This window comes from Nonomuraea sp. H19 (genome assembly GCF_052068215.1).
GTDB lineage: Bacteria > Actinomycetota > Actinomycetes > Streptosporangiales > Streptosporangiaceae > Nonomuraea.
This window is the reverse complement of record NZ_JBQHCV010000002.1, coordinates 308,193-321,058: the sequence shown is the minus strand read 5'-3', so window position 1 is coordinate 321,058 and position 12,866 is coordinate 308,193. Positions and strand designations below refer to the sequence as shown.

Below are 12,866 nucleotides of genomic sequence, written 5' to 3'. Positions count from 1 at the left end.
AGACCGCGGGCGGGCGCTCTTGGTTCCGTTATACGCGCTAGCATTCCGTAAGGCGGAACAGAGAGGAGAGGGTGGTGACCGAGGCCCAATCCCCGGTGGGGAGCGTCGACCGTGCCCTGCTGATTCTGCAGGAGATCGGTAAACACAGCAGGGGCGTTACGCTCGACGAACTCGCCACCCGGCTCAGCCTGCCCAAGAGCTCACTGCACCGCCTGCTCGGCGCACTGAAGCACCGCGGGTTCGCCGCGCAGCCAGAACCCGGCGGGCCGTACTTCCTTGGCACCGAGATGCTGGCCACGGCCTTCAGGTTCTACGAGACGATGGACCTGCGCAGCCTCGTGCGCCCCTTGTTGCTGCGGCTGAGCGAGGAGTTCGCCGAGACCGTGCACATGGCCATGCTGGACGGCGGCGAGGTCGTCTACCTGGACAAGGTTGAGGCTGTGCGGACGATAACGATGACCTCGGTGATCGGCGGCCGCGACGCGGCCCACTGCACGGGCGTCGGCAAGGCTCTGCTGGCCTGGACATACCCGACAGACGAGGCGATCAGGGCCTGGTCCGACCGGTTCGGCCCACTGGCGAGCAGGACCCGCAACACCATCACCAACCCCGCCAAGCTGGCCACTCACCTCGACCAGGTGCGCCAGCGCGGCTACGCGCTCGACCTGGAGGAGAACGAACCGGGCGTACGGTGCGTGGCGGCCTCCGTCTTCATGGGCAGGAACGCGCCGGTCGCGGCGGTCAGCGTGACGGCGATCAAGGACCGCATGTCCGCGGCCAGGATGGAACAGGTCGGCCACCGCCTGCGGCGAGCGGTCGCCGAGCAGGTCTGACACGCCGGTGGCGCTGCCCTTCCCCCGTCACCCGCCTGCCCGCCAACCCCTACCGCGCACCAGGCGCAGCCGGCGAGGCTCACCCCTCCGCAGAGCACGGCGGGCGTGATCCGCCGCGCGCGGACGAGTATAATGATCTCGTCCGCTATAAGGACAGAAGTTCCGTAATACGGAAGCCTACAGTTCGCGACGTGTGCCACGGTTACCGGCAGTAACAAGATCAAGTGATGGGTTGACAACCTGCTGGCTCACCGATTTCCTTGTCGCTGGAATTCCATTCCGCAATACGGAATAGAGGGTGATTGTGTTGACTCGTCTCCGAACGCTCTTAACCCGGTTCGCCGTGGTCACGGCCCTGATGCCGACTGCCGCGCTCGGCCTCGCGGCCCCCTCCCAGGCATCGGAGTCGGCGGCGATCTGGCGTCCGCCGGTGGAGAGCCGCTGGCAGTACCAGCTCCAGGGCAACCCGGCCTACGCCTCGACCGGCGGCATCAACGTCGACATCTGCGAGGTCCCGCAGAGCGGCGGCGCCTGCGTGCGGCCTACCGTCTTCGACATCGACCTGTACGCCGCCGAGGAGGTCACCGGCAACAACAAGACGCTCAACACGGCGGCCGTCAAGGCCATCCACGCCCGGGGCGCCAAGGCGATCTGCTACATCGACGCCGGCTCGATCGAGGAGTTCCGTCCCGATTACAAGCAGTTCACCGACTGGCACGCGAGCCACGGCAATTCGCTGCTCGGCAAGCCGTTCAGCCCGGAGTTCCCCAACGAGCGCTGGGCGAACATCAACAACGACAAGGGCCAGCGGGACTTCCTGCTGAAGATGATGGCGGCCCGCGTCGACAAGTGCGTGCAGGCCGGGTTCGACGGGGTCGAGTTCGACGTCGTCAACGCCCACGAGGAGGGCAAGAAGGTCACCGGCTGGACCATCAGCCCCGCGACCCAGCTCATCTACAACCGGGCCCTGGCCGACCTGGCGCACAGCAAGGGCCTGTCCGTGGCGCTGAAGAACGACCTCAGCCAGGTCGACGAGCTGGTGTCGAGCTTCGACTACGCGATCAACGAGCAGTGCTTCGAGTTCGACGAGTGCTCCGAGCTGAGCGCCTTCGTCAAGGCGGGCAAGCCGGTCTTCCAGGTGGAGTACGAAACCTCGCCGGCGAGCTTCTGCGGCAAGGCGAAGAAGCTGAAGTTCAACTCCCTGAAGAAGCCGTCCGACTACTCGCTGTACGACAAGCCGTACAAGCCGTGTAGGTGACCGGAGGCCCCGCTCGGAGCTGGGCCACCATCCAGCCCCTGGCCGGCGTAGACCTGCCCGCCGAGCTGGCGGCTTCCACCACACGCGGCCGGGGATTCAGATTTCCGTCCGAGACGCCTTTGTTGCCGGCCTGCTCGACGCCTTGCTGGCGCGCGAGCTGGATCTGGCCTACCTCACGCTCGATGGCGCCGATCTGCCGCGCCAGATCGCCGAACGAGCGGATCTGCCCCGGGTGAAGATCCGCCAGCCGACCCGGCAAGAACCGTGGTTCTGGTCGGCCGGGCGCCCAGCCCGACCAACCCGGCAGCGTCCGCGTTGCCGGCGCATCTCCTGGAACACAAGCGATGAAGAGCGGCCTGGGCCGATCGAGGCTTGACCGCCTGCGCCCCACTACAGCTCCTGCAGGCGGGAGTCAGATCCCCAACCAGGCTGGGGATCTGGCGTCCTGTGTCAGCGTTCGCTCGACGCCGCGCGGTAGTGCAGGTCCTGTACGTACGGCGTCGCGATGATCGCGTACGGCGAGACCACCTTCGCCACCGTGGTGGAGCTCCTGGACACGGTGGCCGAAGCGGTGCCCGCCTTCAGCGGGAACGTCTTGGCGGACACTCCCGCGGGCGCGTCGTAGGTCTGCGTCGTGCCGCCGATCGTGACGGACACCTTGCCCGCCGCGGTGAGCATGGTGAGCACCTCGACCGTGTCGCGGGCCGCCGTGCTGCCGCTGCGCAGCTTCATGAGTTTGGTCTGCGCGTACGTCGGCTGGGCCGCGACCGGCTGGATCCTGTGGGTGAGGTACGCCGTGTCGTTCGTGATCTTCGGGCAGCCGAGCTTGTAGCAGGTCAGGTAGTAGGCGTTGATGTCCAGATAGGTCCAGCCCGCGTTCCTGGAGGGGGCGAACTGGGTGTTCTCCGAATAGTCGTTCCAGGTGGTGAGCTGCACCCAGTCCGCCTTGCCGTCGATCGCGCCCTTCCAGGAGGCCCGGAGGTTCTCGGTGTTGCCGGCCTCGTCGAAGATGCCCTGGTTGGGACGCTCGTCCTGGACGGACACCGGCTGCATCCAGATCTTGTCCATGCTGTGGGCGCGGTCGATGTTGGTGCCCAGGCCGGCGTTGCCGGCGGGGTTGCGGTTGCCCCAGTTCGAGAAGCCGTAGCTGATCGAGGCGAAGGCGTCGCGGTACCTGTTGAAGTCGAGGAAGCAGGGCACCAGGGCTACCTTGATCCCGTGCTCGGTCTCCATGGTCTTCATCCAGTCGGACCACCAGGCGGCGGTGCGGCCCTCGGCCTTGAAGGGGGCGACGACCAGGCGGTTGTGGGCGAGCCGGTAGACCGACTTCGACGCGGCAAGTTTGGCCATGGCCGTGGCGAGGGTGGCGCTGTCCACCGAGGCCAGCCCGTTCGTATCCGGCATGAGCACGATCTTGAAGCCGGGGTCCACGGCCTCGGCGGCCTTGATGAGGTTCTGCACCCGCGTCCAGTGCGCGCTCGTCACGGAGAGGATGTCGACGGTGAAGCCGTCCAGTCCCGCGGCGATGGCCTGCTTCACCTCCGTCTTGAAGTCAGCCAGCGCGTAGTCGCCGGTGATCGGGTCGCGTCCCAGCGGCCGGTCGCGGAGCAACCCGCCGTACGCGGCATGCTTGCCGCTCTCGCCTTCCGGCTTGAGGTAGTTCCTGGCGTAGTAGTCACTCGCGGGCGCCTGGTTGTCGAGCGAGAGCGGGTACGGGGTGAAGTAGTGCGCGAACACCTTCTTGCCTGAAGCACGCAGCGCCGCCGTACCGGCCGGGGTGAACGGCAGCGGCCCGTCGGTCTGCTCGCTCCCGGTTCCCTCGGTGTAGGTGACGGTCAGCTTCGGACCGCGGTTCCCGGTCTCGCGCGAGGACATCAGGACGGTCGTGGTGGCGGCCGTCCCGGTGAGGGCGAAGGCGTAGGTGCCGTCGCCCTCGACGGCCGATGAGACGTCCAGCTTGGCCGTCGCGCCGGCCGTGAAGCCCGTGTGCGAGCCGACGGCGGTCTCGTCGACCGTCGGCCGGGTGTTCCAGGTGGTGGCGGCCTCGCTCCACGTGCCCGACACCTGGCGGGCGGAGATGGTGGTGTCGGTCGTCCTGGCCGAGACGACGTCCAGAGTGACCTTGACGTCCTCGGCGTCTTCCGGGATGCCGGCGACCTTGAAGCGGACCAGGGCGATGCGCTGCCCCGCGGTGGCGCCGCTGCAGGCGGAGCCGCAGACGCTCAGCCACGTCGCGGTGGCGAAGCTCTTGGCGGGCTCGGCCTGGCTGATGAACACGTCCTCCGCGGCGGCGAAGGTCACGCTGACCGGCGCGACGGCGGACGCCTGCGAGGGGGTGACGGCGACGGTTCCCAGCGTGGCGAGGGTCACCACTGCCGTCAGCAGTGTCCGATATCGGTTGACCATGGAACTCCCTTGGCTCTCGGCACGGCTCCGACGAGGCGGAGTCGCCTGGCGTGGCCAAGGATGAAGCAAGATCAAGCACCCGTACTTGCTTTCCGGAAAAATCACCTATTGGAACGCTGCCAATTTCTTCGGTCCACGGGCGGTGAGGCAACGGACGCGGCTGGTCCAACGCGGCACGGATGACCCACCACCCCCAGCGACGCCGCCGACCGGCCCTCCTCGGCCCCCATGCCGTGCGTGCTGGAGGCCTTTGACCTGCGGCCGGGGCACGTCTCCTGGAGATCAGCGACGTCATCGTGGCCGAGGTCGCCGCCGGACTCCAGCGCGAGGAGGAGCCTGGCCGTGCTGCCTGGCGATGGCGTGCTCTACGTCCGAACGAGTGCCGGGGTGGTGACCTTGCGATGACCAGGGGCGGATGACGGGCTTAGCCTGCAGCGTTGTTGGCTCCACTCGTGAGGACGCGGGGTACTGCGGAGGCAGGGTCGATTCCGGCAAATGCGAGCCCGATGACGAAGCCCGCAATTTCCTCGAGTTGACGGACCCGGGCCAGCGAACCCAATACGGCCGGTACGCCTCCTGCGTCGCGCACAAGTTGGCCGGTGATCCGAAGTGCTGCCGGATCGTCGCCGCACATCGCCACGGTCACGGGTGCCTCGCCGCTGTCGGGAGACCGAGTCCATTGCTCAGCGGGAAAGAGATGGAAAGCCTTCACGACCTGCGCTCCCGGGGCGTGCTCGGCAACCTGATGGGCCCCCGAACTGCCGGGTTCGGTCAACAGGACGCCGACGCCGTGTTCTACCGCGTTGGTGGGGTCAATGAGCGGTGTCCCATCAAGCGTCCCCTCTGCTGCGCCCGCACTGCGCAGAATGTCTCGCACACCGTCCCACAGCACAGCAAGCAGTACGGCGTCACATTCGGTGACAGCATCCCGTGGGCTTGCCGCACGTGCCGCACCACCCAACCGTTCGGCGAGTGCCTGGGCTTTGTCCTGCGAGCGTCCACTGATCGTCAGCTCGTGTCCGGCATGCGCCCAGCTACTGCCCAGCGCCTCCGCCAAGGTCCCGGTTCCCAAAATCCCGATGCGCATGGTCCCGCCCTCCGTTCCTGATGGATAGGTCGACAGCAACCGTAGGACGGCGATATGCACCGATCGGTACGTAACGAGCGTGGGACCATGGCAAGAATGAGCGATCAAGGATCTCACCATGGCGAGTTCGTCGCCGATTGTCGTCTGCGTGCGGCGACCGACCTGTTCGCACACATGTGGGATCCGGTCGTACTGGCCGCGCTTCGTCCAGGGCCACGTCGGCGCCACGAGTTGCGTGCCACGATCGGCGGTATGAGCGACAAGGTGCTGACCGAGACGCTGCGCCGCCTGCTCGCCCATGGTCTGATCGACCGCCGTACCTACTCGGGAGGCCCGCCGCGCGTCGAGTACGGACTGACCCTACTGGGTGAAAGCCTGGTCAATGGCCCGATGAAGGCCCTTGGCGCCTGGGCGATCGAGTACGGCGAGCAGCTTCTTGACGCTCAATCGCAGGGCATGCGCACGCTGTCGAAAAACAATGCCACCGAGGAGCCCGCTGACGGTCCGAGTCGCTCCAGTCCCGGTCCATCGGCGTCTTCGGCGATGCTGTCAGACTGACCATCATCGTGGTCGTGACCGTGCTCACCGGACAGCCGCTTGGGGTTGCGCAGCAGCTCGGCGTGCACCGCGAGGCTGAGTCCGTAAGGCCGAGATCGGCGATGGACAGCGCCCGGCGCTTCGACCGCCGATGCTCAGTGGACGGACGAGTTGGGAGCGGCCCGAGAAGGTCGGATCACGCAGGGAGCTGAGAAGCGGTCGGGCGGACGTACATTGTGCGCGATCAGCACCTGGATCCCGGCCGGCAGTCAGCGGCGGGCGCGCAGCGGGGAGAGGAAGACCGGCAGGAAGGCGACCGCCAGGAACCCCCCACCCACCCAGAGAGTGACACGCACGGTGGCCAGTTCGCCGATCACGCCTGCCACGGTGGCGCCGACCGCCAATGCGCCGGTGAGCAGGAAACGGAAGGTGGCGTTCATGCGGCCGAGCAGGGCGTCGGGCGTCATCCGCTGTCGCAGGCTGACGCCTAGTACGTTGTCCATGCCCGTCTTCGTCATGGCCAGCAGCCAGCCGGCTCCCGCCAGCCACAACCAGGGGCCGCGGTCGATGAGCGGCACCAGCAACCCCGTGGGCGCCAGCAGCGGACCGGCCAGGGCAAGGGCACGGCCGTGGCCGAGGCGCTCGGCGATCGGCCGCGCGCACCGGGCGCCGAGCAGCAGGCCGGCTCCACCGGCTGCCCAGAACAGTCCGAGCGCTCCTGCCGGCAGGCCGAGGTCGCCGACGAACAGGATCGGGAGCACGGTGTTGATGATCTGTGAGCCGAGGTTGGTCAGCGCGGCGGTCAGTGCGAGGGCGCGTAGTTCGCCGTGGCCGAGGACGTGCCGTAGCCCTTCGGCGATCTGTGCGCCCAGCCGGGCGGGCCGCTCGGCGGCCGGCGCGGCAGGGGTGTGGCGCAGGGCGGTGAGCCGCAGGGCCGAGGCCAGGTAACCGGCTGCCGCGCAGATCACGGCCACGGGCGCGGTGAGCAACTGGACGAGCCCGCCGCCCGCGCCTCGCCCGGCCACGTTGCCGGCCGCGATCAGGGTCATCACGGCGGCGTTGGCCTGTACGAGGCCGTCCCGGCCGACCAGTCGCGGCAGCGCGCTCTGGGAGCCGACGTCGAAGAAGACGGTGGCGCCGCCGGTCAGCAGAACGACGGCGAACAACTGCCCGAACGTCAGGACGTCCCCCCACCAAGCGAGCGGGATGGAGGCGAGCAACACGGCCCGGGCCAGGTCGGCCAGGATCAGCACGCGCCGGTGACGCATGCGGTCCACCCATGCTCCGGCCGGCAGGCCGATGAGGAGGAAGGCGATGGTGCTCAGCGCGGCGAGTGTCCCGACCTGGCCGGGCCGGGCGTCGAGGGCGGTCACGGCGATGAGCGGGATGGCGACGTAGCCGATGTTGGCGGCGAGCTGGCTGAGCGCCGTCGCGGTGAACAAGATGCGAAAGTCGGGCGTCCGCCACGGGGAATCCGTGATCACTTGACTGGAACATCCTCTGCGACGGAGGGGCGCCCGTACTTCTGGACCAGGCCCACACCGGACAGGATGACCAGCATTCCGATCAGGACGCGCAGGCCGAGTCTTTCGCCCAGGACGATCGTCCCCAGCGCGACGGAGACGATCGGCAGGAGGTAGCCGACCGTGGCCGCGCTGGTGGCGCCTTCGTCGGCGACGAGCCGGTAGCTGAGGTAGAACGTGATCCCGGTGCTGAGGACGCCGAGCAGGACGACGGCGAGCACAGCGGTCGAGTTGGGATCTGTCGCAGCCGTGTCGGTCGTGGGCAGGGCCAGGGCGCTCAGCCCGGTGGCGGTGAGGAGCTGGGCGGCGGACAGGACCAGCGGCTCGGTGCCCTTGCCGGTCAGCTTGCGTCCCATGTAGGCGAAGGCGACGGCGTAGCTGGCCGAGGCGCCGAGCAGGGCAAGGGCTCCCCAGCTCAGCAGACCGCTCTGGCGCCAGGGGGCGAAGATCAGCAACGTGCCGGCGAATCCGATCAGCAGCCCGGTCAGCCGCAGTGGGTGCAGCCCGCGCTCGGTGCCGATGAGCAGCCCGATCAGCAGGGACCACAACGGGGTGGTCGCGTTCAGCACGCCGGCCACCCCCGAGTCGACGCTCTGCTCTCCGAAGGCGTACAGGAAGAACGGCAGGGCGTTGCAGAAGAAGGCGGCCACCACGAGGTGTCCCCACGTCGAGGGGTCCCGCGGCAGGCGCTGCCGGGCCAGGCGGGCCAGACCGAGCAGGACGGCCGCGCCGAGCGCGGCCCGGATGACGGTGATCTGCACCGGGGTGAGCCCGTTGTCCAGCGCCAGCTTGATCCACAGGAAGGACGACCCCCACAGCAGTGCGAGTACGGCCATCCGCGCCGACGATCGTCTGGTCACTGTTCTTCCTCCCCCGTTCCACGAGGAAGGCTGCCCGAAGAGAACCTCGCAGGACAAGTGAAGATTTATGGCGGACCATTAAGCTGGGCTACATGCTTGACGTGCGACGGATGCAACTCCTGCGCGAGGTCATCACCAGCGGATCGGTCACCGCCGCGGCCGCCAACCTCGGCTACACCCCCTCCGCCGTCAGCCAGCAGGTGGCGGTGCTGGAGAGGGAGGCGGGGATGGTGCTGCTGGAGCGCGCCGGCCGCGGCGTCCGGCCTACCGCGGCCGGGCGACTGCTCAGCGAGCACGCCGCCGTCATCGGCAGGCAACTGGCCGAGGCCGAGACCGCGCTGGCCGACCTGCGTGCCGGGCGCGCGGGACGGCTGGTGATCCGCTACTTCGCCACCGCGGGCGCCACCCTGATGGCACCCGCCCTGGCCGGCTTCCGCCGGGAACACCCGGACGTAGGCATCGATCTGCGGGTGACCGATCCCGGCGACCCGCTGCCGGAGGTGACGCGGGGCGAGGCCGACCTGGCCATCGTGGTCGCTCCTCGCGAGGTTTCACACGGGGGCGTCCGCCTGATCCACCTGCTCGATGACCCGTACCATGCCGTCCTGCCCAGGGGACACCGGCTGGCGGGCAGCCGGGTCATCGACCTGGGCGAGCTGGCGGACGAGCCGTGGGTGGGCAGCGAGTCACCCGGGCCCTGCCTGGACGTCCTGCTCGCCGGCTGCGCCTCTGCCGGCTTCACCCCGCAGGTCGTCGTCGAAAGCGACGACTACACGACGGCGCAGAGTTTCGTCGCCGCCGGCCTCGGGGTCGGCCTGATCCCGAGGATGGGGCTGGCCAACCGCCATCCCGGCGTCGTGGTCCGCAGGGTGCGCGGGCCGGAGCCCGTACGGACGATCCAGGCGGCCATCCGGGAGACGTCGGCGGCCCATCTCCCTCTCGCCAGACTCCTGGCCGCGCTCCAAGCCGCGGCAGCCTGAGGACATTCACCTCGATGCGGCGGGATGGGGCGAGGATGCCGCTGACCTCTCTGCGGTGCTCGACGCCGACGCTGGACAGCACATCCGTTGGATCGAGGGCTTCCCCGCCTACGCCTCATGTTCGGTGACGCCGACCCTCGCCCATCCCTTCGGCTTGTGTGAACGCTCACTTCGCAGAGAGAGCTTTGAGGGCGGCGTTGGCGACGACGCGCTGCCGCGCCGCCGCCCGCGCGATTAGCTGTAGAAGGTCTTGCTACCGCGGGGCACGATGGTGCCCCGCTCGCCCCAGTACGTCCTGACCGTGGCGCGGTAATAGGTGTCCTCGTAAGCGGTGGCCAGGCTCCGGCACGTGGGGCCGGAGGTGCTGGTGGTGTCCCTCCAGGTGTACGAGGGGCCTCCCCCGTTGACCGGAGCCAGCGACACCTCCACCCAGCGCGAGCCCTCGCCGGTGTACGCCCGGGCGCAGATGCTGTCCGCACCGTCGTCGTAGGTGACGACGCCGTCGCCGACGTTCCAGCTGAACGAGGCGGCCGAGGCCGGCTGTGCGAGAGCGAGGCTCGCCGCCGCCACACCGATGCCGACCACTGCCGTCTTGATCAGTTTCTTCATCATTCCCCCTTCAAGCTGAGCGGATCAGTCGCCGCTCGATCCCCGATCTTGGACCAGCCAGCCGCCATGACAAAAGGCATGACACCCAGTATTCGCCGCCTAGACACACACACTTAGGATCCGACCATTGAGGGGATGTTCATTGCACGCGATGCGTTCGACGCCGAAACGGCTGGTCAGCACCTCCCTGGGTGGGGGAGGCGGTCGAGGATCACGTGGCGAACATCCGGCCGCGGTTTCGGCGCCCCGGACCACCCGGCCCTGTGGTTGACCGAGCGGCAAGGCCGAGTGCAGCCGCTCGAGGTCAGTGACCGAATCACCGCCTCCCGGACGGGATCGGCCTACCGCCGGAGCTCACGCCTCATCCGCTGCGACACAGCCCTCGCGGGGCTCAGCCATGCCTACGGGCCGAGCAGTAGCCTCAAGCGAGGCAACCCTGCAACGTTCACCTTAAGATTGGCCGGGCCCGCTTGGAGGGTCGCCTGCTGTCGATGTGAACTGATCTCTGTCACCTGGTGACAGGTGATCTTGGTGGCGACCGAAGATGTTCGGAGGTGTTGCCGTCATGGTTCTAACGGCGGCAAACGGTGATACGCACGAATAGATGCGTCTGGCTTCGGTCAGGCTTTGAGAGCCATTGGGACCGCCGCGCACTACGTCCGCATCATGGTCGTCTTGGCCATCATCTTCCCAGTCGCACTCTTCACAGAACTCAAAGTAGCCACGCATACGCAAGGTCGGGTGAAAGCAGCATGGGCACGTGTATTCGCCTTGCGGTAGAGACAGCAGGGCCTGACGTCCGCCGGCCTTCACCAATGTCAAGATCCAGTCTCTCCGCTTCTTGATCTCATCGAGAGTGGGATGGTCGGCGGCAGTCATTGGCCCATTATGACCCGCAGCACCCCCCGCCACCCGATCTTCCCGCGCCTCGTCCACCCGAAGGGCAAGCAGGCCAAGGCCCTGGGGGTCAAGGGCTGGAGCTCCCCACTGGAAGAGGCCATCATCGCCGACCACCACGCCCACGACAACGGGACATCGACAAGCCCGCAGTAGCTTGGCACCCGTGGAGGAAGAACATCCAGGCAAACAGCGGGTGCAGTGGCCAGAGCGACGCAAGGACGTGCTCGAGGCACTACGAGCCCTGGGTGACCGGGCCTACCAGGACCAACACTGGCGATTCGGGAAAGGATGGCCGGACCTCACCGCTGCCGTGCACTGGCTCATCGACGACACCTTCATCGACCAACACGGCGCACGAGCACTGATCCCACACCTTTTCCTTGATCAACGAGAAGCCGACCTCGTGCAGACGGTCGTGGACGCCCTCTTACGCGTCCTCGATGACCTTGGCCCCGCCGCTCCGGACAACGCCTACCTCGACCATCCTGGATGGATCAATGTCCTGTATTCGGCTGAGGCTGCCCACACAGCTTTGTCGTCCGACTGACAGCACATGTGACGACGGCTCCAAGACGCCCCAGAGCCACGACGAGGTATCAACCGGCCGCCCCCTTGCACATGGGAGCGTCAGGCTCCGACCGGTTCGCGCGCCGTCACCGCGAGCAGGGTAAGGCGGCGTTCATCGCAGAGAGAGGCTGCTCGCGTTCGGCGCGCAGGTGGATGGTCGAAAGGCGTGAGGTTGCAAGCTGCCGCAGTTTCAGAGCAGGGCCCGAACCGCGCTACTCGTCGGCGTAGGGCTTGAAGAGCACGTCGCGTTCCATCCACGACTCGTTGAGCAGCTCACTGTGCACCTCGCCCTGGACGATTCCCAGGAGAAGGTCGGTGGTGAGCAGGTCGTACCTCTCCCACACGTCGCCGTTCCGGTCCGAGACCCGGATCGGGTACGAATCGGCCGCCGCCTCGGGTGAGACCTGCCAATAGAGCGTGACCCCCGTGCCGGTCGAGGCCCAGGGCAGCAGCCTGGAATCAGGGTCGAGATCGTCGGGCGGTCCCACGACCTCGTCCTCGAACAGGTCCTGGAGCTGTTCGAACTCCAGCCCCGACCGCTCGAGATCGACGTGCTTGAGACCGGGGCCGGGCGCCGGAACGTAGAGCCTCAAGTAGTCCAGCCAGAGTCCGCCACCCCCTGCGTCGAGAAGCTTGCGGTAGTCCTGCGGCACGGGCGCCCCGAGCCGGTGCTCGACCTGTTCCCAGTCGAACGGGCCGGCCAGCGGTGCGAGACGTGCCGTTTCGATCAGCTGCTGAGCACTGGTTGTCATGCGGGTGCATTCCTCGGGGTTGCTGGTCCAGGTCCGATCTGTCCGAACCGGATCCCGCCCGCGCCCGGCCAGGAAGGGCGCAGAGCACCTGACATGCCTGACATGCCTGAAGACCCCTAGATATCTGTGAGGCTAGTACAGGCGCCAACCTTACTTACCAAACATGCCTGACTACCAAGAGTCACCCAAGATAACGACACGACCGGCTCGCCCTCGGCCATGGAGGCGGTCACCTGGGAATGGATGCACCCGAACTGGGCATGGCGGTCCGGTTGCTGGTTGCCCTCCAGCACCTTGGCGTTGCCCTGCAACGAGTACCCCGCCTCGATCAGCAGTCGCCGCACGGTGTCGTCACTGACCGGATGCCCCTGGCGGGTCAACTCGGTGGCGAGCGTGTTCAACGACCACGCCGTCCAGCGCAGCGGCGACTCCGGATCGCCCCGAGTGACCGGCTCCACCAGCGCATCCAGCGCCGTGGGCGGCCCGGGGTCGACCTGCTCGCGCGCTTGCGGCCCGCTCCGGAGCGATGCATCCGGCCCTCGGCCAGCGGACGG

General features: G+C 67.7%; 14 protein-coding genes and 1 pseudogene. 7 read left to right on the top strand and 8 right to left on the bottom strand.

The genetic code is table 11. From position 1 onward, the window contains the following. Positions 1–74: 74 nt before the first annotated feature. The 3 genes from ACTMTI_RS05125 to ACTMTI_RS05115 all read left to right on the top strand — a co-directional run bounded on the left by ACTMTI_RS05125 (position 75) and on the right by ACTMTI_RS05115 (position 2,467). A complete protein-coding gene (locus ACTMTI_RS05125; protein ID WP_441118438.1) occupies positions 75–833 on the top strand; it encodes an IclR family transcriptional regulator in 759 nt (252 codons plus the stop codon). 307 nt (positions 834–1,140) lie between these two features. Next, positions 1,141–2,091 (top strand): endo alpha-1,4 polygalactosaminidase, encoded by a 951-nt coding sequence (locus ACTMTI_RS05120; RefSeq protein ID WP_441118437.1) that lies wholly within the window; start codon positions 1,141–1,143, stop codon positions 2,089–2,091. Between the two features lie 142 nt (positions 2,092–2,233). Then, positions 2,234–2,467, top strand: a complete 234-nt coding sequence (locus ACTMTI_RS05115) for a hypothetical protein (RefSeq protein ID WP_441118436.1) — start codon at positions 2,234–2,236, stop codon at positions 2,465–2,467. Positions 2,468–2,541: 74 nt separating this feature from the next. Here the strand turns inward: ACTMTI_RS05115 and ACTMTI_RS05110 are convergent, their stop codons facing one another. Both ACTMTI_RS05110 and ACTMTI_RS05105 read right to left on the bottom strand, forming a co-directional pair. Further along, on the bottom strand, positions 2,542–4,497 hold the full coding sequence (locus tag ACTMTI_RS05110) for an endo-1,3-alpha-glucanase family glycosylhydrolase (protein WP_441118435.1): 1,956 nt from the start codon (positions 4,495–4,497) through the stop codon (positions 2,542–2,544). Between the two features lie 424 nt (positions 4,498–4,921). Further along, the gene (locus ACTMTI_RS05105) at positions 4,922–5,584 is read right to left on the bottom strand and encodes an NADPH-dependent F420 reductase (protein WP_441118434.1); all 663 of its coding nucleotides are present in this window, start codon (positions 5,582–5,584) and stop codon (positions 4,922–4,924) included. A gap of 96 nt (positions 5,585–5,680) precedes the next feature. Between ACTMTI_RS05105 and ACTMTI_RS05100 the strand changes: the two genes are divergently transcribed. Next, the gene (locus ACTMTI_RS05100) at positions 5,681–6,142 is read left to right on the top strand and encodes a winged helix-turn-helix transcriptional regulator (protein WP_441118433.1); all 462 of its coding nucleotides are present in this window, start codon (positions 5,681–5,683) and stop codon (positions 6,140–6,142) included. 248 nt (positions 6,143–6,390) lie between these two features. On the opposite strand, the gene ACTMTI_RS05095 is transcribed toward ACTMTI_RS05100, so the two are convergent. Together ACTMTI_RS05095 and ACTMTI_RS05090 are read right to left on the bottom strand one after the other, a co-directional pair. Continuing rightward, on the bottom strand, positions 6,391–7,605 hold the full coding sequence (locus ACTMTI_RS05095; protein ID WP_441118432.1) for an MFS transporter: 1,215 nt from the start codon (positions 7,603–7,605) through the stop codon (positions 6,391–6,393). After that, on the bottom strand, positions 7,602–8,504 hold the full coding sequence (locus ACTMTI_RS05090; RefSeq protein ID WP_441118431.1) for a DMT family transporter: 903 nt from the start codon (positions 8,502–8,504) through the stop codon (positions 7,602–7,604). The genes ACTMTI_RS05095 and ACTMTI_RS05090 overlap by 4 nt, the downstream gene beginning before the upstream one ends. Before the next feature lie 92 nt (positions 8,505–8,596). Here ACTMTI_RS05090 and ACTMTI_RS05085 point away from each other — a divergent pair, with 92 nt between their 5' ends. Then, positions 8,597–9,484, top strand: coding sequence for a LysR family transcriptional regulator (locus ACTMTI_RS05085; RefSeq protein WP_441118430.1), 888 nt, complete (start codon positions 8,597–8,599; stop codon positions 9,482–9,484). 234 nt (positions 9,485–9,718) lie between these two features. On the opposite strand, the gene ACTMTI_RS05080 is transcribed toward ACTMTI_RS05085, so the two are convergent. Both ACTMTI_RS05080 and ACTMTI_RS05075 read right to left on the bottom strand, forming a co-directional pair. After that, a complete protein-coding gene (locus tag ACTMTI_RS05080; protein ID WP_441118429.1) occupies positions 9,719–10,096 on the bottom strand; it encodes a hypothetical protein in 378 nt (125 codons plus the stop codon). A gap of 447 nt (positions 10,097–10,543) precedes the next feature. Continuing rightward, positions 10,544–10,972, bottom strand: coding sequence for a CPCC family cysteine-rich protein (locus ACTMTI_RS05075; RefSeq protein WP_441118428.1), 429 nt, complete (start codon positions 10,970–10,972; stop codon positions 10,544–10,546). Positions 10,973–10,981: 9 nt separating this feature from the next. On the opposite strand from ACTMTI_RS05075, the gene ACTMTI_RS05070 reads away from it, so the two are divergent. Together ACTMTI_RS05070 and ACTMTI_RS05065 are read left to right on the top strand one after the other, a co-directional pair. Further along, positions 10,982–11,146, top strand: a complete 165-nt coding sequence (locus ACTMTI_RS05070; RefSeq protein ID WP_441118427.1) for a hypothetical protein — start codon at positions 10,982–10,984, stop codon at positions 11,144–11,146. Between the two features lie 10 nt (positions 11,147–11,156). Then, a complete protein-coding gene (locus tag ACTMTI_RS05065) occupies positions 11,157–11,540 on the top strand; it encodes an SCO4402 family protein (protein ID WP_441118426.1) in 384 nt (127 codons plus the stop codon). A gap of 232 nt (positions 11,541–11,772) precedes the next feature. Here ACTMTI_RS05065 and ACTMTI_RS05060 read toward each other — a convergent pair whose 3' ends face one another. Both ACTMTI_RS05060 and ACTMTI_RS05055 read right to left on the bottom strand, forming a co-directional pair. Further along, positions 11,773–12,312, bottom strand: coding sequence for a hypothetical protein (locus ACTMTI_RS05060; protein WP_441118425.1), 540 nt, complete (start codon positions 12,310–12,312; stop codon positions 11,773–11,775). A 191-nt stretch (positions 12,313–12,503) separates the two neighbouring features. Further along, positions 12,504–12,862, bottom strand: a pseudogene (locus ACTMTI_RS05055) (ISAzo13-like element transposase-related protein); the annotation flags it as partial. Positions 12,863–12,866: the final 4 nt, after the last annotated feature.

Excerpts from the sequence above, each read along its gene's own strand:
- ACTMTI_RS05110 (WP_441118435.1), bottom strand. The coding sequence starts at position 4,497 with ATGGTCAACCGATATCGGACACTGCTGACGGCAGTGGTGACCCTCGCC.
- ACTMTI_RS05105 (WP_441118434.1), bottom strand. The coding sequence starts at position 5,584 with ATGCGCATCGGGATTTTGGGAACCGGGACCTTGGCGGAGGCGCTGGGC.
- ACTMTI_RS05100 (WP_441118433.1), top strand. The coding sequence starts at position 5,681 with ATGAGCGATCAAGGATCTCACCATGGCGAGTTCGTCGCCGATTGTCGT.
- ACTMTI_RS05085 (WP_441118430.1), top strand. The coding sequence starts at position 8,597 with ATGCTTGACGTGCGACGGATGCAACTCCTGCGCGAGGTCATCACCAGC.
- ACTMTI_RS05080 (WP_441118429.1), bottom strand. The coding sequence starts at position 10,096 with ATGATGAAGAAACTGATCAAGACGGCAGTGGTCGGCATCGGTGTGGCG.
- ACTMTI_RS05075 (WP_441118428.1), bottom strand. The coding sequence starts at position 10,972 with ATGACTGCCGCCGACCATCCCACTCTCGATGAGATCAAGAAGCGGAGA.
- ACTMTI_RS05070 (WP_441118427.1), top strand. The coding sequence starts at position 10,982 with ATGACCCGCAGCACCCCCCGCCACCCGATCTTCCCGCGCCTCGTCCAC.
- ACTMTI_RS05060 (WP_441118425.1), bottom strand. The coding sequence starts at position 12,312 with ATGACAACCAGTGCTCAGCAGCTGATCGAAACGGCACGTCTCGCACCG.